Annotated in this window: 21 protein-coding genes; 9 read left to right on the top strand and 12 right to left on the bottom strand. The window is 64.0% G+C overall.

Annotated elements, in window-relative coordinates; all coding sequences use genetic code 11:
• The first annotated feature begins 71 nt into the window (after positions 1 to 71).
• A complete protein-coding gene (locus CFB17_RS01710) occupies positions 72 to 1,523 on the top strand; it encodes a sensor histidine kinase (RefSeq protein ID WP_088559657.1) in 1,452 nt (483 codons plus the stop codon).
• 5 nt (positions 1,524 to 1,528) lie between these two features.
• Here CFB17_RS01710 and CFB17_RS01705 read toward each other — a convergent pair whose 3' ends face one another.
• The 3 genes from CFB17_RS01705 to CFB17_RS01695 all read right to left on the bottom strand — a co-directional run bounded on the left by CFB17_RS01705 (position 1,529) and on the right by CFB17_RS01695 (position 5,900).
• Positions 1,529 to 2,851 carry an HlyD family type I secretion periplasmic adaptor subunit gene (locus tag CFB17_RS01705; RefSeq protein ID WP_133063813.1) on the bottom strand — a complete coding sequence of 441 codons (1,323 nt, stop codon included), beginning with the start codon at positions 2,849 to 2,851 and terminating at the stop codon, positions 1,529 to 1,531.
• Between the two features lies 1 nt (position 2,852).
• Positions 2,853 to 4,601, bottom strand: coding sequence for a peptidase domain-containing ABC transporter (locus CFB17_RS01700; RefSeq protein WP_088559655.1), 1,749 nt, complete (start codon positions 4,599 to 4,601; stop codon positions 2,853 to 2,855).
• 117 nt (positions 4,602 to 4,718) lie between these two features.
• A complete protein-coding gene (locus CFB17_RS01695; RefSeq protein WP_088559654.1) occupies positions 4,719 to 5,900 on the bottom strand; it encodes a class I SAM-dependent rRNA methyltransferase in 1,182 nt (393 codons plus the stop codon).
• A 216-nt stretch (positions 5,901 to 6,116) separates the two neighbouring features.
• Here CFB17_RS01695 and flhA point away from each other — a divergent pair, with 216 nt between their 5' ends.
• The 5 genes from flhA to CFB17_RS01670 all read left to right on the top strand — a co-directional run bounded on the left by flhA (position 6,117) and on the right by CFB17_RS01670 (position 11,643).
• The gene (gene flhA / locus CFB17_RS01690; RefSeq protein ID WP_088559653.1) at positions 6,117 to 8,198 is read left to right on the top strand and encodes a flagellar biosynthesis protein FlhA; all 2,082 of its coding nucleotides are present in this window, start codon (positions 6,117 to 6,119) and stop codon (positions 8,196 to 8,198) included.
• 14 nt (positions 8,199 to 8,212) lie between these two features.
• The gene (locus CFB17_RS01685; protein WP_088559652.1) at positions 8,213 to 9,247 is read left to right on the top strand and encodes a hypothetical protein; all 1,035 of its coding nucleotides are present in this window, start codon (positions 8,213 to 8,215) and stop codon (positions 9,245 to 9,247) included.
• 103 nt (positions 9,248 to 9,350) lie between these two features.
• The gene (locus tag CFB17_RS01680; protein WP_088559651.1) at positions 9,351 to 9,842 is read left to right on the top strand and encodes a class I SAM-dependent methyltransferase; all 492 of its coding nucleotides are present in this window, start codon (positions 9,351 to 9,353) and stop codon (positions 9,840 to 9,842) included.
• 73 nt (positions 9,843 to 9,915) lie between these two features.
• Positions 9,916 to 10,752: an MBL fold metallo-hydrolase gene (locus tag CFB17_RS01675; protein ID WP_088559650.1), complete on the top strand. Its 837-nt coding sequence runs from the start codon at positions 9,916 to 9,918 to the stop codon at positions 10,750 to 10,752.
• A gap of 12 nt (positions 10,753 to 10,764) precedes the next feature.
• Positions 10,765 to 11,643 carry a class I SAM-dependent methyltransferase gene (locus tag CFB17_RS01670; RefSeq protein WP_088559649.1) on the top strand — a complete coding sequence of 293 codons (879 nt, stop codon included), beginning with the start codon at positions 10,765 to 10,767 and terminating at the stop codon, positions 11,641 to 11,643.
• Between the two features lie 124 nt (positions 11,644 to 11,767).
• Here the strand turns inward: CFB17_RS01670 and CFB17_RS01665 are convergent, their stop codons facing one another.
• The 8 genes from CFB17_RS01665 to CFB17_RS01630 are packed head-to-tail and all read right to left on the bottom strand — an operon-like array spanning position 11,768 to position 21,514.
• Positions 11,768 to 13,597 (bottom strand): ABC transporter substrate-binding protein, encoded by a 1,830-nt coding sequence (locus tag CFB17_RS01665; protein WP_088559648.1) that lies wholly within the window; start codon positions 13,595 to 13,597, stop codon positions 11,768 to 11,770.
• The gene (locus CFB17_RS01660) at positions 13,594 to 15,450 is read right to left on the bottom strand and encodes an ABC transporter ATP-binding protein (RefSeq protein WP_088559647.1); all 1,857 of its coding nucleotides are present in this window, start codon (positions 15,448 to 15,450) and stop codon (positions 13,594 to 13,596) included. Before CFB17_RS01660 ends, CFB17_RS01665 begins: the two co-directional genes overlap by 4 nt.
• A 3-nt stretch (positions 15,451 to 15,453) precedes the next feature.
• The gene (locus tag CFB17_RS01655; protein ID WP_088559646.1) at positions 15,454 to 16,206 is read right to left on the bottom strand and encodes a polysaccharide deacetylase family protein; all 753 of its coding nucleotides are present in this window, start codon (positions 16,204 to 16,206) and stop codon (positions 15,454 to 15,456) included.
• Positions 16,203 to 17,333 carry a glycosyltransferase family protein gene (locus tag CFB17_RS01650; RefSeq protein WP_088559645.1) on the bottom strand — a complete coding sequence of 377 codons (1,131 nt, stop codon included), beginning with the start codon at positions 17,331 to 17,333 and terminating at the stop codon, positions 16,203 to 16,205. Before CFB17_RS01650 ends, CFB17_RS01655 begins: the two co-directional genes overlap by 4 nt.
• A complete protein-coding gene (locus tag CFB17_RS01645; RefSeq protein WP_088559644.1) occupies positions 17,321 to 17,926 on the bottom strand; it encodes a histidine phosphatase family protein in 606 nt (201 codons plus the stop codon). Before CFB17_RS01645 ends, CFB17_RS01650 begins: the two co-directional genes overlap by 13 nt.
• The gene (locus CFB17_RS01640) at positions 17,923 to 19,083 is read right to left on the bottom strand and encodes a glycosyltransferase family 4 protein (protein ID WP_165769368.1); all 1,161 of its coding nucleotides are present in this window, start codon (positions 19,081 to 19,083) and stop codon (positions 17,923 to 17,925) included. The genes CFB17_RS01645 and CFB17_RS01640 overlap by 4 nt, the downstream gene beginning before the upstream one ends.
• A complete protein-coding gene (locus CFB17_RS01635) occupies positions 19,083 to 20,318 on the bottom strand; it encodes a glycosyltransferase (protein ID WP_243389664.1) in 1,236 nt (411 codons plus the stop codon). Before CFB17_RS01635 ends, CFB17_RS01640 begins: the two co-directional genes overlap by 1 nt.
• Complete coding sequence (locus CFB17_RS01630; protein ID WP_088559641.1) at positions 20,315 to 21,514, bottom strand: glycosyltransferase family protein; 1,200 nt, start codon at positions 21,512 to 21,514, stop codon at positions 20,315 to 20,317. Before CFB17_RS01630 ends, CFB17_RS01635 begins: the two co-directional genes overlap by 4 nt.
• A 140-nt stretch (positions 21,515 to 21,654) precedes the next feature.
• On the opposite strand from CFB17_RS01630, the gene CFB17_RS01625 reads away from it, so the two are divergent.
• Positions 21,655 to 21,978, top strand: a complete 324-nt coding sequence (locus CFB17_RS01625) for a hypothetical protein (RefSeq protein ID WP_088559640.1) — start codon at positions 21,655 to 21,657, stop codon at positions 21,976 to 21,978.
• 7 nt (positions 21,979 to 21,985) lie between these two features.
• On the opposite strand, the gene rimO is transcribed toward CFB17_RS01625, so the two are convergent.
• The gene (gene rimO / locus CFB17_RS01620; protein WP_088559639.1) at positions 21,986 to 23,335 is read right to left on the bottom strand and encodes a 30S ribosomal protein S12 methylthiotransferase RimO; all 1,350 of its coding nucleotides are present in this window, start codon (positions 23,333 to 23,335) and stop codon (positions 21,986 to 21,988) included.
• A gap of 82 nt (positions 23,336 to 23,417) precedes the next feature.
• On the opposite strand from rimO, the gene CFB17_RS01615 reads away from it, so the two are divergent.
• Together CFB17_RS01615 and CFB17_RS01610 are read left to right on the top strand one after the other, a co-directional pair.
• Complete coding sequence (locus tag CFB17_RS01615) at positions 23,418 to 24,278, top strand: dienelactone hydrolase family protein (protein WP_207761886.1); 861 nt, start codon at positions 23,418 to 23,420, stop codon at positions 24,276 to 24,278.
• 11 nt (positions 24,279 to 24,289) lie between these two features.
• Complete coding sequence (locus CFB17_RS01610; RefSeq protein ID WP_133063812.1) at positions 24,290 to 24,769, top strand: hypothetical protein; 480 nt, start codon at positions 24,290 to 24,292, stop codon at positions 24,767 to 24,769.
• Positions 24,770 to 24,839 lie beyond the last annotated feature (70 nt).

The raw sequence follows: 24,839 nt of genomic DNA, 5'->3' as shown, positions 1-24,839 counted from the left end.
GGCAGCCTTATCGCGAGCCCGTAAGGACTGAAAGTCATTCAAGATACGTCGAGGAGTTTGAACGCACGCGCATGAGCGATGCAACGAAGCAGCTGCCGGAATGCGGGCTGTCCGCAAAGATCATGGTGATCGCCATCATCCTGATATTTTTGGGCGAGTTGCTCATCTTCATTCCCGCCCTCGATAGTTACCGGTCGAGCTATCTGGACCAGCGCGTCGTCGCCGCCCAGCTAGCCGTCGCAGCCGTCAATGGCGGTGCCACCAATGTCTCGCCCGAAACGATCAAGCACATGCTGGACCAGGTGGGCGTCGTCAGCGTGAGCGTCAGCGGCCCGACGATGCGGGCGCAATTCGGACCACACCTTAGCCCGACGCGCGTTTTCGATCTGCGTGAGACTAGCCTCTTGCGCCAATTCAGTGATACCGCCGCGACAATCCTCTTCGGCCACGACCGCATGGTGGGCATCACCTCGACCTCACCGCTCGACGATGACGTCATTGTCGACATCGTGATCAACGAGAATCCGATGCGGCAATCGCTGCTTACCTATGCGGGACGGACCTTTCTGGTCTCGCTTCTCATATCATCCATCCTTGGGATCGTGCTCTTCTTGACGCTCAGGCGCATGTTCGTGCTGCCGATGACAGCCCTGGCGCTGGCCATGACGCGCTTTCGCAGGCGACCCGACGATACGAGCCGCGATCCCCCGCCCCCGGCCGAAAGGCGAGACGCGATCGGCATCGTCGAGCGGGAGTTCAACATGATGCGCGACGATGTCCGCCAGGCGCTTGTGCAACGCCACCGCCTTGCGGCCCTGGGGGCAGCCGTCACCCAGATTACCCACGATCTGCGCAACATTCTCTCTGCGGCGGTTCTCCTCTCGGATCGACTGGAAGCCAGCCAGGATCCCATAGCCCGCGAGGTCGGCCCACGCCTGGTCGGTGCGCTCGACCGCGCGGTTCGACTCTGCGCCGACGCCACGACCTTCGCCCGCGGCCGGCGGAGCGCGCCGGAATGGCAGCCCTTCGCGCTCCTGCCGATGGTAAATGAGGTGCGCGAGACGCTGGCAGCCTCGGGTCTACCCCGGGAAGCATGGACCATCAAAATCGCGCCCGATCTTGAGGCATTTGGCGATCGCAACGATCTCTTTCGCGTACTTTTGGCCCTGACGCGCAACGCCCGCGACGCCTCGACCGAACAGACGGGATCGATCGAAGTGTCCGCCCACCCGGGTGATCGAGCAACCTTGATCTATGTAAGCGACAATGGCCGCGGCATACCCGAGGCCCAGCGGGCAAGCCTTTTCGATGTCTTCGTTCCGCATGACCGCCCAGACGGTCGCGGCTTGGGGCTCGTCGTCTGTCGCGAGATCATGCGAGCGCATGGCGGCGAGATCGAACTTGTCAGCAGCAAACCCGGATGCACAACGTTCCGCCTCATCCTGCCGACACGCGAGGCGGTGTTTGACGACCAGGGGAAAGGCTCGGATGAGCGCGTCTTGAACCGGTCCCGGGCGGACTAGCGACTTTAGCCTTCGCGGAAGGCGGTGTCGCGCATATGCCAGAGCCGGTCCGTCAGGTAGGTAAAGACCGTTCGCATACCAGTATTGACCTCGACGTCGACGGTCATGCCGGGGCTGATCAGGCGTTGCTCCTTGCCCACACCCAAGCTGTCGCGATCGATGGCAATGCTGACGACATAGCTGAAATTCCCCGTTTCAGGCTCGCGCGTCGCATCCGCTGCAATTCGCTCCACCTTGCCCTGTAGAGCGCCGTAGCGGAGATAATCGAAGGTGCGGACCTTGACCGTGACGGGCAGGTCCGGACGAACCTGACCTATATCCTCGTTGTGGATGCGCGCCTCGACCTCCAGGGGTTCGCCACGAGGCACGATCTTCATGATCGGCTGATTTGGCGCGATCGACTGGCCGACCGCCGTGGCCGAGAGGTCGAGCACGGTCCCTGCCACCGGTGCCTTGATGGTAACGTCGTTGATTTGCAAGCGCTTGGCGTTCACCTGCTCGCGCAGCCGATCGCGCTCGCTGCGGCTCGATTCGAGTTGAGTTAGCACATCTTGGCGCCACTGCTTGTCGAGCGAGGACAGCCTCGCCTGTTCCGCCCCAAGAGTAGCCCTTGCCACGTCCAGAGCAGCCTCGGCCTTCTGCGCGCTACCCTGAGCTTCGGCCATTTCCTTCTCGGCCGCGATTAACCTTAGCCGAGGATAGAGGCCGCGCTCGGAAAGGGCGCGCACGGCGGTTAACTCATCCGTCAGGTGAACGAGGCTGCCTTTCGCGCGGACGCGCTCGGCTTCGGCACTGGCAAGATCGCCCCGGCGCGACTCGATCGATCTCGTGAGCGTGAGGCGCTGGGACTGCAGAGCATCCGTGCGTGCGCGCAGGAGGCTTGCCTGTGCCGCGACGAGGTCGGGCCGGGCCGCGGCAAGATCGGCCTCGACATGCAGCGACGTACCAGCCGCCTCGCTCTCGAGCCTAGCCGTTTCAAGCGACGCCACCTGCAGACGGCCGAGCAGTTCGGCATATTCGCTAGCGACCTGGTCACCGTCCAGCCGGATCAGCACCTGATCCGCCGCTACATTGTCACCTTCCTTGACGTCCAGTGTGATAATCCGACCGCCGTTCGGATGGTTGATGACCTTGACCTGGCCCGTCGGTGTCACGCGGCCCGTTCCCCGTACCGTTTCTTCCACCCTGGCCATCGCCGACCAGCCGCCGATCGCGGCCAGGAGCAGCGTGACGGTCGCGATGAGAACGACGGAGGATCGCGAGGCGCGGGCACCCAGGAACTCCTCGGCGGTCGCGAACGGCGCACGATCGACGGCGGGCAATATCATCTCAGCCGGCCCGCGCCGCACGTGCGCCCACGTCGGCGCGAACGACCGCCGCCACCTCGGCAGGCGATCCTTTGAACGACAACCGTCCACGTTCCACGACGATGGCCTCGTCGCAGGCCAGGAGGACGGCCGGGCGGTGCGTTACCATCAAGATCGTCCGGCCCCGCCCCGCCCGCCTCAGGTTGTCGAGCAGATGGCGCTCGGAGTGCTCGTCCAGAGCGCTTGAGGCCTCATCGAGGATGAGGATGCGCGGGTTGCGCACGAGAGCTCGCGCGATCGCTATGAGTTGGCGTTGTCCTTGAGAGAGGCCGCTGCCGCGCTCTCCAAGCTTGGTCTCGTAGCCCTGCGGCAAGCGCTCGACGATCTCTTGCAGCCCTACGAACTTGGCGGCGGCGATGATGCGCTCCAACGTGCAGGCTTGGCTACCAGCCGAGATGTTCTCGGCGATGCTGCCGGAGAAGAGGTGGATCTCCTGCGGCACGATACCGATCTGCTGGCGAACCTGAGCCATGGGTGCGTGGGCCAGATCGCGATCATCGATGGTGATCTTACCGGTCTCGGGCACGGCCAGACCCAGCAAAAGGCGCAGGATCGTGCTCTTTCCCGAGCCGGGCGGCCCGACAATGGCCAACATGGTGCCGGGCCGGACCTCGAGAGAAAAGGCATCGAGGACGCGGCCGCGCCCGCCTTCGTAGCTGAAACTGACCTTTTCAAAGCCAATCTTGCCTTCGATCCGGCCGGCCCACGCCAGGCTCTGCCTCGGCGCCTCGGCGGCCGGCAAGTCGTTGAGCCGAACCCAAGCATCGCGCGCATCGCGGAGTTGCTCGAAAGCACCCACTGCCTGGCGCATCGGCGCCAGCGCGCGGCCCGAGAGGATCGTGGCGGCGACGAGTCCACCTATGGTGAGCGAGCCCGCGATGATCTCCCGGGCCCCCAGATAGACGATGCCGACCGCGGCTGCCGCCTGGAGCATCTGGGCAATGCCAGCGGTCAGGCTGCCGAGCGAACCCACGTTCCAGGCGGTCCAGGCGGTCGCCACGAGACCTCGCTCGAACCGCAACCGCACCATCTCCTCGAGCCCGAGCGAACGAACACTCGAGAATTGCGACATGGATTCGTCGACCCAGGCAGCCTTGGCGCCGGCCTCGCGCGCGAGCGTTTGTTGCAGGCGCGCCTGGCGTCCGTGTGCGAGCGTCGTAAGCACGACGAACCCTGTCATGCAGATGGCGGTCACCAGCGCCAGGGCCGGCGAGACGACAAGGAGTGCCAGGAGGAAGACCAAGGTGAAGGCCAGATCGACGAAGAGTATCGGCAACTGATTCGCAACGAAGCTGCGCAGCCGATCGAGGCTGCGAAACCGGTCGGCCAGACCACTAGCACTCAGCTGCTCGACGGCACCGGCTGGCAGATGCAGGACTCGGCGAAAGAGCGCCTCGCCAATCGCGACGTCGAGGCGGGCGCCCATGCGGGCCGCCACCTGGCCACGGACGACGCGCAGGATCATCTCGAATAGGATGAGCACCCCCATGCCGACCGCCAGGGCATCGAGGGTCGAGAGGGCGCTGTGCGCGATGACCTTGTTATAGACGGTCATCATGAAAAGCGGTGTGGCCAGCGCCAGGAGGTTGATGACGGCGGAGGCCAGGACGAGTTCGCCAAAGGCACGCCGCGATCGCCCGAGCGCCAAGGCGAAGCTGTCGTCGACGCTCCTGGCCAGAGGCGGGGTCGCTTGAAGGCTGTGCTCGGACATGCACGGCTCACAGCTCACATGCCACAACGCCTTGGCACCATGCCCTGACGCGGAAATTCTACTTTTAGGAGAAATTTACTCCCTCAACAACAATCATTACGCACGATCAACAATACCTCAATCCAGACGATAGGCGAGGAACTTCAGATAAGCACTCTCCGGCAATGCCGGATGGATAGGGTGATCAGCGGCGGCGCCAGCGCTCCGGATCAAGGTCCCGGAGCGCCCGGCGGAGCGGATGCCGGCATAGCATTCACGGGCGAAATCCTCTTCGGGCACATTGTGCGAGCAGCAGGAAAGGCAGAGAAAGGCGCCAGGTGCCACCAGCAAGGCGCTGCCGCGGGCCACCTTGCGATAGGCTTTGAGCGCCTGGGGCAAATCCTTGCGGCTGCGCGCGAAGGGCGGTGGATCGGCCAGGACCAGACCGAATCGGCGCTTCTCGGCCGCGAGTTCGTCCAATGCGGCAAACGCATCGCTGACGCGCACCTGCATCTTCGCCTCGACACCCTGCAGCGCAGCACTGGCCGTGGCCAGTGCCAACGCCGCCTCGGACCGGTCGACACAAACGAGTTCGCGAGCACCGCTTGCCAGCGCGGTCAACCCAAAGCCGCCCGCATAGCTGTAGAGATCGAGGACGCTCGCATCCTTGGCGAGACTGGCGGCAAAGGCACGGTTCTCGCGCTGGTCGAAATACCAACCCGTCTTCTGGCCGCCGGCCGTGTCGATGGCGAAGGAGAGCCCATTTTCGATCGTCGAGAGCGCCGCCGACATTTCGGCGACGGGCTCTTCCTCCTGCGTCAACCCCTCGAGGAGCCGGACCGGGGCATCCTTGCGAAGATGGATGTCGACGCTGCCCAGGAGTTCGGAAAGTGCACCGATGATCTCGGCTGCCAAGCCATCCATGCCGGCACTGTTGAGCTGGACGACCAGCGTGTCGCCGAAGCGGTCGATGACGAGGCCCGGCAGACCGTCGGCTTCGCCATGCACGAGGCGATAATGCGGGGTCGCATAAAGCAACTCACGAAGCTCGAGCGCGCGCCGGCAGCGTCGCAGGAGGAAATCCTGATCGATCAGCCCGTCGGTGTTACGGGTCAAAATACGGGCGGCGATCAGGGAATGGGGATTGAAATGCGCCAGAGCCAATGCCCGCCCGTCATGCGAGGCGAGGCGGACGACGCTGCCAGGCGGCAGCGCCTTGGCCGCCTTATCGATCTGCAGTTCGTTTGAATAGAGCCAAGGGCTGCCATTGCGCAGGCGCCGGTCATGCCCCTCGTTGATACGGATGACGGGATAGGACATGGGGGCGAAGCTCCTGGCAAGAACGAACCTTCCGGCCGCACACAGCGCGGCCAGCTTGGCGCGCCGCTTTAGCACATGCGCAAGCCCGCGCAACGACGAGCATGGACGCCGTGCGGGCCCCAGTCGGCATTAAGCCTTCGTTAAGTATGAAGTGGTAAGCCGTGAGACCAAGAGCGCCGCATCTCCCAAGGCGGCTACCAGGAGCGTTTCGCATCCATGAATTCGGCCTTATCGCTGCAGAGCCTGGGCAACGGTGCCAGAAAGCTGGTCCGCGAGACGGACGTCCTTCTGGCTATCGGCATCATCTCCATCATCCTGATGCTGGTGGTGCCACTGCCGCCGCTTTTGCTCGATGCGATGCTGGCCTTGTCGATCACGCTGGCGATCTTGATCCTCCTGACTTCGCTCCTGATCGAGCGGCCCTTGGATTTCAGCGCCTTTCCCACCGTGCTCCTGATCGCGACAATGCTGCGCCTGGCGCTCAATATCGGCTCCACGCGCCTGATTCTGGGTAACGGACACGAGGGACCGTCGGCTGCCGGCCACGTCATCCAGGCCTTTGGCGGCTTCATGATGCAAGGCAACGCCGTGATCGGCGTCATCGTGTTTGCGATCCTGGTAATCGTTAATTTTGTCGTCATCACCAAGGGCTCGGGCCGCATCGCCGAAGTGGCGGCACGCTTCTCTCTCGATGCCATGCCCGGCAAGCAGATGGCGATCGACGCGGATCTAGGCGCCGGCCTGATCGATGAAAAAGTGGCTCGCCGTCGCCGGACCGAGCTCGAGGGCGAGAGCGCCTTCTTCGGCGCCATGGATGGTGCTGCCAAGTTCGTGCGCGGCGATGCCGTGGCAGGCCTGATCATCACCGCCATCAATCTCGTGGCAGGCATCGTCATCGGCGTCGGCCAAATGGGCATTTCCGTCGCTCAGGCCGTCCATACCTACACGCTTCTGACAATCGGCGACGGCCTCGTCTCGCAGATCCCGGCTCTGGTCATCTCGACGGCGGCCGGCCTTCTCGTCTCGAAGGCCGGCGTCAACGGCCGCGCCGACCGGGCGCTCTTTGGCCAGCTCGGCCACTATTACAAGGCACTCGGCATGACCAGCGCCGCCTCCTGCCTCCTGGCTGTCTTTCCCGGCCTGCCGACCATCCCCTTCCTGGCGATCGGCGTCGGTGCGGGCTACCTGGCCTACAGGGGCTATGAGGCCGAGAAGGTGACGCCAGCCGAGGAGGCCACGCTCGAGCAGGCCGTGCCGCCGAGCGAGCAGCCGATCGCCGAGATCCTTGAGATCGACCCCTTGCGTCTGGAACTAGGCTACGGCCTGCTCGGGCTGCTAGGCGACGGCAAGGGCCCTCGCCTTCCCGATCAGATCAAGTCGCTGCGCCGCCAGCTCGCCGCCGACCTGGGCTTCGTCCTGCCTTCGGTGCGCATCCAGGACAATATCCACCTGCCACCCGACGTCTATGTCCTCAAGCTCAAGGAACTGGATGTCGGCCGGGGCGAGGTGCGCCCGACCCAACTCATGGTGATGAGCCCACGCGGCGAACCCGTCGAGTTGCCGGGCGAGGAAGGGCGCGAACCCACCTTCGGTCTGCCAGCCAACTGGGTATCGCCATCCTTGCGGGACGAGGCGGTGTTTCGGGGCTACACGGTGGTCGATCCGGCCACGGTCGTCACCACGCATCTCACCGAGATCATCAAGGACAATCTCGCCGAACTCCTCTCGCTGGCCGAGACGCAAAAGCTTCTCAAGGGGCTGGACGAGCCCTATCAGAAATTGCTGCAGGAAATCTCTCCGGCGCGGATCAGCACGGCCGGCATCCAGCGGATCTTACAAAAGCTGCTGGCGGAACGGATCTCGATCCGTGATCTGCAGGCGATCGTCGAGGCTATCAGCGAGGCGCTGGCGCGGACGCAGAGCAGCGTCTTCATCACCGAGCACGTCCGCACCCGTCTCAGCCGCCAGCTTTGCAGCGCTGCCGCCGGGACGGACGGCTTCATCGCCGTCCTGACCTTGTCGGCGACCTGGGAGCAGGCCTTCGATAATGCGCTCGGTCCAGGCGGCGAGGATCGGCAACTCGCCATGCTGCCCTCGGAGGTCCAAAATTTCATCCAGTTGCTGAATGCCCGCTTCGAGGAGCTGGCGATGCGCGGCGAATTACCAGTTGTACTGACGTCGCCCGGCATTCGCCCTTACGTTCGCGCCATCGTCGAGCGCTATCGCCCCGCCACGACCGTCTTGTCGCAAAACGAGATTCATCTTCGCGCGCGCATCAAGTTCCTGGGTCAGATCTGAGGGAGGCATCACCCTTGAGCTCCTCCATAGGCCCGATCCATGAGGTCCAGCCCGTCACGGCGGCCAAATCCATCGGTCTCGTCTCTTCTCAGGCCGGCCCGACCGGTCATGGCTGGCCGGCTCACCCGATTGCCCAAGCGCCCGAAACGCCCTACGCGTTAGCCGCAGCTTTGCCAGAGCGTGATCTGCTGATGCCAACGACATCGCTTACCACCTTGTTGATCGAGTCCGGGCGGACGATGCCGGAGACGGCCGGACAGGTGGCCTCGCCACCCGTCGGCGATCTGGCTACCCAAGAAACGATACAGGCCGCCGCCCGCCTGGCAGCGGGACTGACAGCCGGTCTCGGCGAAAGCCTGGCCGACTCGCCCAAGTCGACACAGGACAATGATGCGGCCTTGCGAATTCTTGTCGTCGCCACCGGCGGGAGCATAGGGACGGAAAATCCCTCACCAGCTGAATCGTCCTTTCCTGCCGCGATGCCTACGTCCTCGCAGATCGCAACCCTCCTCCAGGCGCATCATCCACAAGGCCTCGGATTTGTGGCGGCGGCGCGGGAGATGGACAAACGGCGGAACGCCAGAGGCCGGATGCGGGCTTGGCTTTCCGATGCCATGCAGGCAAAGACAGAGGAAGCTGGAGGCGGGCGTCCGCGGGTCGGCCGCCGCGATGCCGGAGGGGCCTCGACTTTGCAAGAGGACGTGCATCGCCTGGGAGTTACGGCGAGGCCGGCCATCAATATCGTCGCGCCCGCCATCCCCCAACTGATTCTGGCCGGCGAAGACGAGGAACTCGTCCCTAGCGATGAGGTAGAGAGTAGGAGCCATCCCGATCCCACATGGACGGTTGTCGTCGAGTTCGCCATGTTGGGCCGCGTCGTCATCGAGATTGTCTGCCGGGGGTCATGCGCCGACATGCTGCTTTTGACCGACTACCGTCTGGAGCCTGAAACGGTCGCCTTCGTCCACGAGATGCTGGAAACAGCCTCGATACTGGGGGCGCTAACGACGAGCCTTCGAACGGTCAGCATGCCAGGCAGCGCGGCATGACTGAGCGGCCTTGCATTCGTTTGCGGTGGGATTGCGGGCGAAGAAACAGCTGCCCTGCCGGGCCCTACGACCTCGGCTCACCGCGAACCGGCCTGCCTGGTCGATGAGCCGACTTGAGAGCTTCATCCGTCGCCTGCAGGCCCAGCGCGCCTGTCTCGACCTCGTGATGCCCGACCTCGTGCCGGGCCTGGTCATCGAGCTCGGTCTTGGCAACGGGCGGACCTACGATCATCTGCTCGAGCATCTTCCCGGACGGCGCATCATCGTCTTTGAGCGGCAACCAAATCCACAAGCCATGCCGATGCCGGCTGACGCCGATCTCATCCGCGGGCAATTGGCCGAGACCTTGCCCATTGCCGCCGAGCAATGGGCGAATAGCGTAGCGCTCATTCATAGCGACATTGGCTGCGGCGACGCAGCGATCGACGCATCGACAGCGGCACTGGTCGGCCGCCACGCCACTCGCCTGCTAGCGCCCGGTGGTTGCCTCGTCTCCGACCAGTCGGTCTCCGTCCAGGGTTTATCGCCCCAGGCGCTGCCCGCAGAAATCCAACCCGGCCGATACTATATTTATCGAAAGGCCCTTGCCACATGATGGATGGACCCTTGGCGACGGCCGGCTTTGTTGCTTGTTGGGAAGGGGTGGCCTCGACGAATGACGTAGCGGGATGAACGACGAATTCTCCGTGACCTTCTGGGGCGTACGCGGGACACTCGCCTGTCCGGGGCCGGAAACCGTGCGCTACGGCGGCAACACGCCTTGCGTCGAGGTCCGCTGCGGTGCACGGCGGCTCATACTGGACGCCGGAACAGGCTTGCGCGCCCTGGGCAAATCCCTCGTGCAATCCGGAGAACGTGTCGATGCGCACATTTTCCTGACCCATACGCATCTCGATCACATCGCGGGGCTGCCATTCTTCAAGCCTGCCTACAACGCCGGCAATCGGCTGCGCCTCTGGAGCGGCCATCTAAAGCGCCACGGCACGACGCTTTCGACCGTGCTCAACAAGATCATGGAGCGACCCTTCTTTCCCGTACCGCTCAATATTCTCCATGCCTGCATCGCCTTCAACGATTTCGACGCCGGTCAGGACATCGATCTCGGGGACGAGCGGCTTCGCCTGCATACATTACCGCTCAACCACCCAGGGGGTGCTACCGCCTACCGGATCGAGTTCGACGGCCGGTCCCTATGCTATGTTACCGACACCGAGCATCGGGTGGGGCGCCTCGACGAATCGATCGCGGGCTTCATCGCCGAGAGCGACCTCGTCATTTATGATTGCACCTATACCGACGAAGAATTCGTCATGTTCAAGGGATGGGGACATTCGACCTGGCAGGAGGGCGTGCGCCTCTGCAAGGCCTCGGGGGCTCGGCGTCTCGTAACCTTCCATCACGATCCGGAGCGGGATGACGAGGCCCTGGCCGCTATCGACCGACAATTGCAGGAGACGATGCCTGGGTCCTTCGCCGCGCGCGAAGGCATGACGCTGAAGCTCTAAGGATCAGGGGGTATGGGCTGGCAATTGGATCGTCCGGTCAGGCGTCGACTGGGTGCACTCCTGTCCCTGGTCGGCAACCGCAGGCCTCAAGGCTTCCTCGTTCCTTATCGACACGCCGATCGCGCACGCCCTGGGCGCAGCTTGGCCATCGAGCGGCTGTTGAGGCAGCATGAAACTGCCGCCTTCGCCTGGTTGACACGCGCCGCTGCCGAACTGGAGATACTGGAACCTCTTCTCGGTCAGCCACCGGCGCCGCGTTTCAAACAGGATTGGTTTCCCCGCCTGGATGGGCTGCTCGCGTTCACCATGGTGGCGGCCTGTCGCCCCAGGCGCATCGTCGAGATCGGCTCCGGCCACTCGACCCGCTTCATGGCGGCCGCCATCGCGCGTCACGGCCTGAGCTGCGAACTGACCGCGATCGACCCCACTCCTCGCGCCGACATCAAGCGCCTGCCGATCCGCCACGAAGCCCGCCTGTTCGACACGAAGTGCCTGCCACTGACAGCCGGCCTTGAGGCCGATGACATTCTCTTTATCGATTCCAGCCACGTCGCCATGCCGGGCACCGATGTCGACCTTCTCCTGGGCGAGGTCGTGCCGACACTGGCGGCGGGCGTGGTTGTCCACATTCACGACATCTTCCTGCCCGAACCCTACCCCGCATCCTGGAAATGGCGCGGCTACAACGAGCAATCCTTGGTCAGCGCCCTGTTACTGGGCGGCGTCATCGAGCCGTTGATTGCCAATCACTGGATGGTAGCGCAGCATGAGGCCATGTTGCGCCAGCTTCGACTAGACCGGATAGAGCTGCCAGCCGGTGCGTTCGAATCCAGCCTCTGGGGCCGTCGTACCGGCTCAAACCCGTCACCTGGCAGCCTATCCTCCGGATGACAGCGATGCGGCCTGCGTCGATAGATGTCCGGTGTACGGCCACAAGACGGCCTGCGCACCAATTGCCCGCCGGCTAAACGCATATCTCTAAAGGCAGTGGCCTCCGGCAATTGACTTCAGCGGCTTATGGATTGTCGAGCCAGAAGGTTTCTGGGTTGTAGAGGCCGAACTGGGCCTGTGGCTCCCAGTTCCAGACTGCTTTGGCTGGGACGTTCCGCAGCGTCTTACGCACGGCGATCGGTTGCTGAACGCTCGCTACGGTACCGATCGTGAAGCATTGGTTCGCATAAAGCGGCAAAATCTCCTTCCAGATCGCCGCACGCTGCTTCTGCGTGTCGCTGCCCACCCATTTGGCATAGAGCTCCATCAATTCCTTCGCGGCCGGAAGGTCGGGCTTCTCGCCAGCCTGGCCGCTGGTCTCGTAATATTGGCCCCATTTGGGCCACTGGAGCTGATCGAACTGGCTCGTTGGTGCATAGGCGTCGGGCGACATCTCCGCCGTGGGGAGGCCATTGTCGATGCCTGAGGTGATGGTCATGACCGCGTCGCCAGCGAAAACGCGGTCACGGAGGACCTCGCGATCGGCGGGCTTGACGTGGATCGCGATGCCTATTTCGCGCCACATGTCCCGCACGAGTTCACCAAGGTCGGCTTGCTCGGTATCGCCACCCTCCGTTTCGAGCACGATGTCCAAGGGACGGCCATCCGGCATCAGGCGGACGCCGCTGCTGTTGCGTCGCGCCAGACCGATCTCGTCGAGGAGCTGGTTGGCCTTGTCGAGGTCGTGGCCCAGACAGGCTCTGCCCACCTCATCCGAGTAGAGCGGACTAGCATCAAGGACGGTATTATTAGCTGGCGTCGCCAACCCGAAATAAAGGTATTCGCTGATGGCCTTGCGATCCAGGGAAAGCGAAAGGGCCAGGCGGAAGCGGCGGTCGCGAATGAGGTCGCGCAGATCCGGATCAGTCGCGTTCAGATTGGGATAGATCGCCAGATGCGAGCTCTTGCCTTCCGGCCAAAGCAAGGTGGCGAGCCCGTTGCGCGTCTCGCTATCCCGCAGGAATGTATAGTCCTTGAAGGACAGACCGCGTGCCTGCAGGTCTGTCTCGCCCGCACCCGTCTTGACCGGCACGAGCTTGGTATCGACCAGATCAAAGATCAACTTGTCGATGTAGGGGAGTTGCTGCCCCTTGGAATCGACCTTGTAGTAGTAGGGGTTGCGTACCGCCACATAGCGGTCGGCCGGCGGCCCATTGGCCAGCATCCATGGCTGCAGGGTCGGCATGTCCGGGCTGTCGAACTTGGTGGCCCGGTCGCGCCGGCCGAAGAGTGATCCCCAGTCGCGTGACTTGGATGACGCCACCAACTGGGCGAGCGTGGCGGGATCGGCGTATCTTTCGTGAAACTGCTTGAGGTAATGCGCCGGGGCGTAGATCACCTCCGCCGATGCCGAGGCGATCTCGGACAGGAAGAAGGGATTGGGCTTGTCCCAGCTATAGCGGATAGTCTGTGCATCCAGGATGTCGACCCGGGGCGGCTTGCCGTCGACGAGCATCCATATCGGCGGGCCACTCGGCCGGAGCCGCTTGTTATTGGCGATGTCCTCCCACCAGAAGCGGAAATCCTCGGTCGTGAACGGCTGGCCGTCCGACCAGCGATGCCCCTTGCGAAGATGCATGGTGAAGACCCGATCATCCTCGATATCGTAGCTCTCGAGGATATCGGGATGGAGATTGAGCTTTCGATCGTAGCCGACCAGCCGCGCATGGCCGTAGATATAAAGCAACCGTGTGTCCGCCTCGCGCGAGATCAGCATGTGGAGCTCGCCGCCAGGGCGACCGATCGTCGCCATGTCGTTCACGACCAAAGGCGTGGCGGGCGGCTCTGCCTTGACCGTCTCGGCCACCAGCAAGATCGAGAGGCTGACAACCACACGGTTGATCCAGGGACTCATTCGGACATCCTGACGAAATGGTCGTGATCTACCAGCTGCATGCGGCCGGGCCGGTCGTCGAGGGTGAAGGGTGCGGGCCAGTCAGCCGGCGATGATGCGCGGCCGCTCATGAGAGCCGCCAGATCGAGCGGATGGTCGAGATCTGGTTCCGGCACCGCCGCCAGCAGGGCCTGCGTATAGGGGTGGCGGGGATTATCGAAGAGGGCCGACGTCGTGCCCCATTCGACCATACGTCCAGCACACATCACGCCCACATGCTGTGCCAGATAGCGAACGACCGCCAGATTGTGCGAGATGAATAGATAGGTAAGGCCGAGCTCGCGCTGCATGTCCTTGAGGAGATTCAAGATCTGTGCCTGGACCGAGACGTCGAGGGCCGAGACCGGCTCGTCGCAGATCAACAGACGCGGGCGAAGCGCCAAGGCGCGCGCAATGCCGATCCGCTGGCGCTGACCGCCGGAAAAACTGTGCGGGAAGCGCCGCTGCCAGCGAGGATCGAGGCCCACGGCCTCCATCAGCGCGCCGACGCGGCGGCGCTGCGTCGCAGCATCGCCGATGCCATGCACAATAAGGGGCTCGGCGATGATGTCGCCGACCGTCATGCGGGGATTGAGTGAACTGAACGGATCTTGAAAAATATACTGGATCTTGCGTCTGAGCGCCGTCAGGCCGCTGCCGATCGTCAGGATGTCGAGCCTGCCATCCTCGTCCTGATAGAAGGCCTCCCCGGCGTCCGCTTCGATCGCCCGCATAAGCATCCTGGCGACGGTCGTCTTGCCCGAGCCGCTCTCGCCGACAATGGCGAAGCACTCGCCCCGCTGGACCTTGAAGGACACATCGTCCACGGCAACGATCTGCCGCTCCTGGCCGCCGAAGAGGCCCGCGGGCTTGATGAGATAGGTCTTGCGCAGCGACCGCACGTCCAGGACAGGCGGCTCCTTTGAGCCGCAGGCGGGAAGCGGCGGACGATCCTCGACTCCGCCCAAGGCATCAAGGTGGACCGGCACCGGCCGCAGGCTGGTCAAGCGCTGGTCGCTGGGCGTGGAGAGTCGTGGCACCGCACCCAAGAGAGCCTTGAGATAGCCATGCTGGGGTGTCTCGAGCAGGCTGCGTACAGGCCCTTTCTCGACGATGCGACCGCGATACATGACGACGACGTCGTCAGCCACGTTGGCGACGACCCCCAGGTCGTGTGTGATGAACAATGTCGCCATGCCGAACTCGGCCTGCAGATCCCGCATCAGCTTCAAGATCTGCGCCTGGATCGTTACATCGAGCGCAGTGGTGGGCTCGTCGGCGATCAGGAGCAAAGGCTCGCAGACCAGAGCCATAGCGATCATCGCCCGTTGCCGCAGGCCGCCCGAAAGCTCGAAGGTGAAACGGCCAAAGGCGCGCTCCGGCTCGCTGAACCCGACAAGGCCCAGCATCTCCATCGTCCTGGCCTTGGCCGCTCCTCGACTTGCACCTCGATGCGTCGTCAGCACCTCGGCGATTTGATCGCCGATGCGATGGAGCGGCGAGAGCGAGCTCATCGGCTCCTGGAAGATGATCGAGACGCGAGCGCCACGGATGGCGCGTCGGCGTGGATCGTTCTGGCCCATGCCCACGAGGTCGATCGGACCTCCCTTGGCACGCGGATCGTCAAAGATGACCGAACCGCTTTCGATCACCGCATTCTCAGGCAGGATGCCCAAGATCGCCTGGGAGACCACCGTCTTGCCGGAACCGCTCTCGCCGACAATGGCTGTCGTTCGATGGGCCTCCACGTCGAACGACACGCCCCGCACGGCTTCGATCCGGCCTTCCTCGGCGCGAAAGGCGATCTTCAGATCGCGAACGGACAGGACCGGCATTAGTCAATGACCCAGCAGGGAGCGAGGATCGAGAAAACAGGCCCTGGGATGGGCCCGCAACATCCCGAGAAGCTCGCGCAAAATCGCCATTCCCGGTGGCCCGGTCACCTGGTGGTGGGTCATCAAGCCGATCGGCTCTTCCGCATGCCTCTCATCGGTGCGTGCCGCGATCTGCCGGGCCAGCGCTGTCGCCAGCGCCTCGAGCGGTCGCATGGTGGGGGATGGCTTCCAGCTCATGACGTCGAGGTGAATGTCGCGATGAAACCTTGCGTCCCGCGAAGGGTCCCGGCCGAGCTCCGCCGTGGCTGAGATCGCAAGATAACCCGATGCCGGCAGCTGCCGTTCGATGCAAGGGTCGATGCGATTCCAAGGCGGCACCATCACCGGCAAAAAACGAGGACCGAAGGCTTCGCTCAGCGTCGCGCGCCCGCGGTCGAGCTGGGCGCAAAGCCGCTCCCAGGCGATCGTGCCGCCGAGCTCGATTTTCCGCTCGCCGTCGCGCGCGTGATCGACGTGGGCCCAGCCATGTTGCAGGACCCAGACATCGTCCACTCGCGATATGCGCTCTACTGTTGCCGCCGCCAACCAAGCGGGCACCACGGCTAGCGCCAGCGGCAGCTCAAGCTCGCTGGCCAGCCCCAAAAGACCATCGAGGGCCGGATCATCAGCGCCGGTATCGTCGTCCCGCCACCAGAACGAAACCGGCGTCGGCGCGGCATCGAGCGCGGCCCGCAATGCTGCCAGCCCCGCGTTCATGACCTTAACGCCTGTTCGAGCAGGCGTACGGTATTGGCGGCGCCGTCAAGATCGATGGAAACGGACGGACGCTGGCGGGTCAGCATGGAGCGGACCGCTTGAACCAATGCTTCCGGCGTCAACTCCTGTTCTTGAACCACGTTCGCCAAGCCCAGTCCTTCCAGCCGCGCGGCACGCCGGCTCTGCTCGTCCTCACCCTCGCTGCCGAACGGCACGAGCACCATGGGAGCACCCGTGGCCAGGCACTCGACCACCGTGTTGTAGCCTGCCTGCGAGACAGACACGGCAGCACGCATTAAATGCGGCACCAGCGATTCGTGGTGACGGTCGATGATGGTTTCCCCCGGCGCCTGTCGTTGCAGGTCCAACGCTTCACGCTCCGCAAGGTTCGTGCCGAGGACGAGACGCCATCGCCTGCCATCGTCGGTCGTCAGGCGACTTGCGGCCAGCGAGGCACGGAGCAGGTTGCCGCCCACGGCCCCGCCGCCGACGGTGACCAGGATCTCGTCGCGCTCTGTCGACGGTGGCAGGGCAAAGGGTTCGACAACATAGCCAGTGTAGGCCAGGCGGGCGCGAAGTTCGCCAGCCCGATGAAAGCTTTCCTCGAAGCGGACCAGATTGGGATCTGCATGGACGAGAACGAGGTCGAAGAAGGCGTTGCAGAAATCCAGCATCCGCTCCTGCTTTCTGGCGTCATTCTTGCCGACCAGAATATCGCGCACGGATGAGGCAATTACGGGGCGGGGTCGGCGCGCCTTGGCCGCTTCGAGCAAGGCCACCAGCTCGTTGCGCAAGCTGCCACGGCCGAAGGGGAACATCTCGACCAGCACGATGTCCGGGGCGCAGGCATCAAAGGTCGCGAGGAGCTTCGCTTGCCGCCTCGCCATGAGGGCAGCGCTGACCGGCTGTCCGCTATGGTCCAGGAGGGAACGGAAACGGGCATCGGCGGCCCGAAGCGGCGGCAACTGCACGATATCGATCGCCGCGTCGGATTTCCAGGCAATCGGCATGCCGCCCGTGACCAGGGTCACGCCATGTCCCTGGCCGGCCAGTGCGCCCGCCAGGGTGAGAGCCCGGCGCAGATGCCCGGAGCCCAGCAGATGTTGCACCCAGATCAGAACGCGCATGATCGATCCGCCCGCCGAAGGCCGACGAGGCGAAGTCTTTCCGGCCGGCCCGTCTCGTCGAGTTCAAGCTCGAGCGCCTCGTCACGCGTCGGAGCGAGCGGCGGCTTGCCAAGCATGGGCCAGCCCGTCGCCAGAACGACCAGTGCACGCAAAATACCCTTATGCGCAACGACCACCTGCGAGATATCGCGGGCGGCCAGTTCCTGTAATACCGCCTGCAGCCGGACGGTGACCTCACGCGGGCTCTCGCCGCCAGGAGGACGAAAGTCGAGCCCGCGGGCCTCCAACGCCTGGAAACGCCGTCCCATGGAAGCGCGCAGCTCGTCGAGCGTGAATCCTTCGAAGGAGCCCCAGCACATCTCGCGAAGGCGCGGGTCCGTGGCAGGCGTCGGAAAACCGATCAGCCGCGCCGTCTCCATCGCGCGGTTCAGCGGACTGCACAGGCAGGCTGCCCCGGCATAACGGGCCGGCAATCGCCAGGCCGCCGCCTGCTCGCGACCTGCCGGCGAAAGCGGCACGTCGCTTTGGCCCTGGATCCGGCCGGTCTCGTTCCAGAAGGTCGGCGCATGACGAATGAAGAGACAGGTGCTCATGGGCGACCGATCGTTGCTTCCCCCTTGGCGCGCACGGCGCGCGCGAGGACCAGCGCTAGCGTCGCCGACGCCTGCTCCGTACCATGCAGACTGGCGACACGTGCCTTCGCCGCCTCGCCCATGGCGCGACGCCGGCTCGGCGCATCGAGCATTTCCTTGATGCCGGCAGCAAATGCCTTTTGATCGCCGTCGACCAGAAGTCCCGTCTCGCCATCGGCGACGATATCCGCGACCCCGCCGTGTCGTCCGGCGACTACTGCAAGGCCGGCGGCGGCAGCCTCCAGCATCGCCATGCCGTACGCCTCGTTGAGGGCCGGCCAGACGAGTAGATCGCAGGCCGCCATGAGGGACGGCATTTCCCGACGCGGCAGGGTGCCCAGAAAGGTATGCCGGCCAGGTATGGCGGCAGCGAAAGCCGTTTCGAGCGCAGGTCGTGCTGGACCGTCGCCCGCAACGACCAGATGCCAGGCAGATCCCCGAAGATGTGCAAGCGCCGTCGCCAGGAATTCGAAGGAGCGGCGCTTCACATCATCCCGCATCATGGCAACGGCAAGCAGCCAGGGTCTGTCGACCGGCAAAGCCGCGCGCTCGGCCCAATGCGCGCGCAGGGCCTCGGGCTGCAGGTCCTGGAAAGCGCCGCGATCGAGAAAGGGACGCAGGAGAACGACGTCGGCACGCCGTCCGGACACGGCTGCCAACCCCTGCCGATCGATCTCGGTCATGGCAAGCAGCCCATCGGCTGATCTCAGAGCCGCCAAGGTCGTGGCGTGCCCTCTGGCCCAGGGGCCATCCGCCTGCTTGGCGGCTATTGAAGCTTCCGCCATCACGTAAGGAATGCGCAAGGCCGCCGTCACGACCGGACCCAGCAAATCGGGGGCTTTGTGGTAACCATGATAGGTAAACCAGAGGTCGGGCTGGAGGCGTCGGCCCGACTTGATCCCGGCAAGGTAGCGGCGGCACTCCCGGTCGGCCAGACGCTCCAGGCGGCGTTGGCGAACCTCGTCGCCCTCTTTGTCGAACAGGCGGAGTCGCGAGGCCAGCGACACCTCGTGATCCAGTCCGACAAGAAGTGCCATCAACGCCCGCGCCATCGCCCGGTCGCCCGAGACGACCGGATGGTCGGGCGCCTTCAATGGGGCGTAGAAGGCGATACGCATCAAGCCGCCAGCGATGCCATGGTCCATCCCGCCGACGCAAAGCGCGCTGCCAGCCGGTCATAACCGGCCTCGTCACTAAAGAGTCGCTGCATGGTTGCCCGCCCCTCGGCGCCGAGACGACGGCGCAGCGGTGCGTCGCGCGCCAGCCGCTCGATCGCCAAGGCCAGAGCCACCGGGTCTTCCGGCGGCACGAGCAGGCCATTTCGACCCTCGGCGATAGCCTCGGGAATGGCCGAGATGCGCGAGCCGACAACGGGCAGGCCCATGCTCATCGCCTCGAGCAGCACGTTGGGCAGGCCATCCTGGTCTCCGTCATCGGCGACGCGCGAGGGCATGATGAACAGATCAGCCTGGCCCAGGGAGGCTGCGACCTCGAGCTGGGTGACGGTACCACGCCAGACGCATCGCTGCTCGATCCCAAGGCCGATGGCCTGCGCCTCCAGGGCCTGGCGCAAAGGACCACCACCCAGATGCACGTAGTGCCAGTCGAGATCCTTTGGCAGAAGCGCCAAGGCACGGATCAAGACATCCAGCCCCTTTTTGGGCACGCAGCGCGCCACGGTCATGATCACGAGGCCTTCTCCCGACCGAGGCTCGCCCGGTGCGAAGCGGCTGGTATCCACACCATGATAGAGCAATTCAACGTCCGCCTCGGGAACGAGGCCATGGAGATGCTCGACATTGCCCCTCGTGCAGGTCACCGTCCAGCGGGCTGCCCTGAGCTTTTCTTCCTTCTCCCAGGCGGGACTGGTCCAGATGTCTCGGGCGTGGGCCGAAATGGAAAAGGGCAGGCCCCGCAGTTCAGCCGCGTAACGGGCGACCGAGGCCGGCGTGTGCATGAAATGGGCATAGAGCCAGATGGCATCTGCCGGCATCTCGCGCACCGCGACAAGAGCCTGGCCAAAGCGCCTGACACGATTTCGACTGGGATCGCGACTGAGATCGCGCAGCCAAAGGCGTGTGGCACGCCACCAGGATGGAATGCGCATGGCATGGCCAAGCGCGCGCATAACGCGCATCGGCTCTTGATGCAGATACTCCGGGAGATAAAGCACAGGCGCGCGAATGCGATCGTTGATATCCTGCCTGATGGCGTCTGTCGGGTGGCGGAGCGAGACGAGGAAAAGCTCAAAGCCTCGCTCCTCCAGCGCCAGGAGCTCGCGGGCGATGAAGGTCTCCGAGATGCGCGGATATCCTTTGAGGAAGACGACGATACGTTCCTTGGCCCGGGTCACCCGTTGGCGGCCTCGGGCAGGGACGCATCCAGCCATGGTGCTGCGAGCGTGGCGATGCGCTCCAGCCCCTCCAGCATGCGTGCCACCAACACCGGGTCCGGCGGAGCGGCACCGATGATCATCTGCAGCATCGAGGCCATGCGCCCTGGATCGCGGTCATCCTCGTAGGGCAGCATGTGGACCAGGCCCAGTTGCTGGGCACGCTCCGCGCGCAGATATTGCTCGAGACGAGGCACCGTTCGCGGCACGATGATGGCCGGCTTGCCGAAGGAAAGGATTTCGCAAAACGTGTTGTAACCACCCATGCCGACAATGGCACTGGCCCGGTCGAAGAGCAGCTCCATGTTTGATTCGAAGACGATGGCGCGAAGGGATGGGATCTTCTCAATGCGCGCCTGGAAGGTGGCACGGAGATCGGGCGGCATGAAGGGACCGAGGACGATCACGGCATTAATGGCGAGATCAGAAACCTGCTCATAGGCGTTAACAATCCAATCGACCAGGTCCTCACCATCCCCGCCGCCGCCGGTCGTGACCAGGATGAACGGCCCCTCGGGCAGGTCGTTCGTGCTGGTCGGCACCACGCTGGCCGGCACCTCGCGCCGCAGATATCCCGTGTAGTGGACCTTGGCGGCGACCTCCGCGAAGCCTGGCACCTCGGCCACCGGATCAAAGATCTCCGGCAGGCCATAGACCCATATATCGTGATAAAGGTCGCGAAGCGCTGGAAAGACGCCCTTGCGCTCCCATTCCTCGAGCAGGACCTGGGGCTCGTCCATGACGTCGCGCAGACCAAGGACACAGCGTGTGCCCTTGGCACGCAGCAGTTCAAGCGTCTGCTTCACCTCGCCTCTCAAGCCTAACGGCTCCTTGTCGACGATGAACAGGTCAGGTTCGAAGACGTCGGCCGTGTGCTGGATGATCGAGCTGCGGATCGCCACCGTCCGATCGATGTCGATATGCAGGTTGAGCGCCGTGTATTCGCCGTTGCGCAGCTTGATGACACCCGGCACGCGCACGAAATCGACCCGGCTCTTGAAGTCGAAGCTGCCGATGATTGGCGAGCCTGAAAGGATCAGGACGGAAAGATTACCGAAACGACCGACCAGGTCGTGCGCGATCGTGCGGCACCGGCGCAGATGGCCCAGCCCAAAACTGTCGTGGCTATAGATCAGGAGGCGGCGTTCAGCGCGCATGTTGGTTCCAGCTTCCCAGGCCTTACGACTATGCCAGAACCGGAGGAACTGGCAACGCGAGCGCTGCTCGGTACTTGTATTTTAGGCATTATGTCCTATAATGATCGTCTGAACCCGTCCCTCAAGCAAGGCGGCCGACCATGAGCTTCGTTCTTCCGACCGACGACAACGGCAATCCCATCGCGGCTTTGGGTTTCGACTATCGGGGCACCCAGCAAATAGCGGTCGACACCGAGTCCAAGCGCAACGCCCAGCCCATCGCCAGCTACACGGCGCTCGTAACGATCATTGCTACGGGCCCTTGCTACTTCGAGATCGGCGATGCGTCGGTGACGGCCACGACGAACGGCAGTGCCTTTCTCTTCCCCGGCCAATATCTGGACATTCCGCTCCGCCAAGGCGAGCGCTACATCGCCTTCATCTCGACAGATGCCTGCACGGCCTATGTGATGAGCCGCATCTAGGAATGCTTCAAGCGGCTCGCTCGAGCATCCGCCGGCCCTTGAGGTCGTAGGCATCGGAGCTCGTGATCTCGACCTTGACCATGTCCCCTGGACGAACACCCGCTACACGGGTGAAGCGCACCTGCCCGTCGATCTCGGGCGCGTCCGCGAAGCTGCGGCCGATCGCTTGGCGGGGGCCGACCTCGTCAACGAGCACGTCCAGCGTGCGACCCTGGAAACGGGCCAACCGGCGCTGGCTGATCGCCTGCTGGGCGACCATGAAGCGGTGCCAGCGTTCCTCCTTGACCTCGTCCGGCACATGCCCCGGCAGGTCGTTGGCGGCGGCACCGGCGACGTTCTCGTAGCGAAAGCAGCCGACGCGATCGAGCTCGGCTTCATCGAGCCACTCGAGAAGCTGGTCGAAATCCGCTTCGGTCTCGCCAGGAAAGCCGACTATGAATGTCGAGCGCAGCACGAGCTCGGGGCAGGCCGCGCGCCAGGCGTGGATCTGGTCCAAGACCTTTTCCTTCGAGCCGGGACGCCGCATCGCGCGAAGAATGCGCGGGCTCGCATGCTGGAAGGGAATGTCCAGATAGGGAAGAAGCTTGCCTTCCGCCATGAGCGGAATGAGCTCGCTCACATGCGGGTAGGGATAGACGTAGTGCAGCCGGACCCAGACGCCGAACGCTGCCATCGCCTCACAAAGTTCCGTCAGCCGCGTCTTCACCGGCCGACCGCGAAAGCTCACCTCCTGGTATCGCAGATCGAGACCGTAGGCGCTCGTGTCCTGGGAGACGACGAGAAGTTCCTTGACACCTGCCTTCACCAGCCTCTCGGCCTCGTGCAGCACATGATGCGCCGGACGGCTTACGAGTTTGCCCCGCATCGAAGGAATGATGCAAAAGCTGCAGCTGTGATTGCAGCCCTCGGAGATCTTCAGATACGCGTAATGCTTGGGCGTCAGCTTGATGCCTTGCGGCGGGACCAGATCGACGAAAGGATCGTGCGTCTGAGGTGCGGCCGCGTGCACGGCCTCGACCACCGCCTCGTATTGCTGCGGCCCTGTGATAGCCAAGACGCCCGGAAACTGCGTCCTGATCGATTCCGCCTCGGCACCGAGACAGCCCGTGACAATGACCCGGCCGTTCTCCGCCATCGCCTCGCCGATCGCCGCCAAGGATTCCGCCTTGGCGCTATCGAGAAAGCCGCAGGTATTGACCAGGACGACATCGGCACCGTCATAGGACGGCGAGATCGCATAGCCGTCGGCGCGCAGCTTGGTGAGAATGCGCTCGCTGTCGACCAGGGCCTTGGGGCAACCCAGGCTGACGAGACCGACTTTCTGTGGTGCTGGGGAAGGGCGTGGCGGTGTCTGCATGGGCGCCCCTATAGACGGAGGACCGGGGCTTCGCCAGCTTAAAGCCACATCTTCGCTTCGTCCGCCATAGTGGAGCATCGCCGTGCGCCAGGAAATCATCGATCTCTATGACGAGTTCACCCATCGCGGCATGGATCGCCGCGTCTTCATGGAAAAGTTGACCGCGCTGACCGGAGGCGCCGCGGCCGCGATGACCACCCTCTCCGCCCTCGCCCCTAACAAGGCGGCGGCCGCCATCGTGCCACCCGGCGATTCGCGGGTGACCGCGCGTGAGACCAGCATGAGCTTTGCCGGCAAGTCGATGAAGCTTTATCGTGCCCGACCAGCCGGCGTGACGGCGCGCAAGCCTACGATCGTCGTGATCCATGAGAATCGCGGCCTTAATGCGCATATCGAGGACGTTACCCGCCGCTTCGCGACCGAGGGCTTTCTGGCCGTGGCCCCCGATCTCCTCTCGCCCATGGGCGGCACGCCCGCCGACGAGGACAAGGCGCGCACCATGATCGGCGACCTCCAGCCGGCCGAGGCCATGAGCCTGACCAGTGCTGTCGTCACCGGCATGACGATGGACAGCGACAGCAACGGCAAGGTTGGCATCGTTGGCTTTTGCTGGGGCGGCGGCGTGGTCGGCCGCGTTATCGAGAGCAATCCCGACATCAAAGCCGGTGTCGTCTATTATGGTCGCGTGCCGCCGCTCGAGGGTGTGAGCGGCATCCGCGCGCCCCTCCTTCTCCACTATGCGGGCCAGGATACCGCAACGAACGCCGAGGTACCGAGTTTCGAAGCGGCGCTCAAGCAGGCCCATGTCACCTACCATGCCTTTTTCTATGAAGGCGCGCAGCACGCCTTCAACAACGACACGTCGGCGGCGCGTTACGACAAGGCGGCAGCCGAGCTCGCATGGCAACGGACAATCGCTTTCTTCAAGCAGAACCTGACATAAGAGACGGCTGGGTGCATTTGGAGGTGCTAGCGACACTCGAGGCTAGCTGGCTCGGCAACCTGCCGCGCACGATCCCCTGGCTCGGACCATTGGCGAGCGTCCTTCATGTCGTGGCCCTGGTGGTGCTCCTGTCGGCGATCCTCGCCTTCGACATCACTGTACTTGGACTCGATCCCGGGATGCATCCAAGGCGGGCGGGACGGCTGCTCCTGCCGATAGCGCGAGGTGCGTTTGCCCTGCAGGCGGCGAGCGGCTTCGTGCTTTTTGCCGCCGCCGCCACGACGATCGGCGCCGAGCCCACCTTCAGACTGAAGCTCCTGCTGGTCGGGGTAGCGCTCGTCAACGTGGCCTTCTTCCATGTCAGGGCCGGTACTGCGCTTGACCGGCTACCGACCGGTCCCTCACCCAACTGGGCACGCCTTAGCGCTGGCCTGTCACTCCTGGTCTGGAGCGCGGTGACGATCGCCGGCTGCTTCCTGCACTATCCTTAGAATTCTGACGCTTTGATGCACCTGGCATCAGCGCTAGATGAAGGGCCAGAACCCGCGAAGAGACGGGTCA

Source organism: Arboricoccus pini, assembly GCF_900187945.1.
GTDB lineage: Bacteria > Pseudomonadota > Alphaproteobacteria > Geminicoccales > Geminicoccaceae > Arboricoccus > Arboricoccus pini.
Note: the sequence above shows the minus strand (reverse complement) of the source record. Positions and strands in the feature narration are given on the sequence as shown.